Origin of the sequence: Burkholderia sp. KCJ3K979, from assembly GCF_016759955.1 — a bacterium.
Classification (GTDB): Bacteria; Pseudomonadota; Gammaproteobacteria; order Burkholderiales; family Burkholderiaceae; genus Burkholderia; species Burkholderia orbicola.
The window spans coordinates 1-476 of record NZ_JACFYV010000470.1 but is presented as its reverse complement, the minus strand read 5'-3'; the positions used below and the strand labels follow the sequence as shown (position 1 = coordinate 476).

At 46.0% G+C, this 476-nt stretch carries 1 pseudogene; it reads right to left on the bottom strand.

Annotated elements, in window-relative coordinates:
• Nucleotides 1-476, bottom strand: a pseudogene (locus H3O04_RS35680) (hypothetical protein); the annotation flags it as partial.

Genomic DNA, 476 nt, shown 5'->3' with positions numbered 1-476 from the left:
CTGTAGGGTTGACATCAAGGACTAATTTACCAATATCGATACCGCCACTATCAGTCGAAAGGATTAAGGTGTTGCCGACTTTGATTGGTTCTGGCGTTCCGACGTGGGCATGCCCGGTAATCAGAATATCCAATCCTTTCACCTTGCTAGCGGTTTGAATATCTTTATCAAGAGCGCGTCTAACATCTGTATTGCCAATGCTGGACTGACGCGCCGGAACGCCTTCATGAACCAGCGCCACAGTGAGGTCAACCTTATCACGTAACTCGTCGATATAATGCTGCAAATACTTCACTTCATCACGTGCTTCAATCCCCTGATTCTTAAGGGTCTCGGAAGATTTATCAAAGCGGTTATTATTGTCATTATCGAGTCCCTGGAGAGAGAGCTCCGAGACCGTATCATTAAATGCAAATACGCCGTGTAGCCCAATAATACCAATCTTGATGCCATCTTTTTCCAGGATGGTGTAGGGC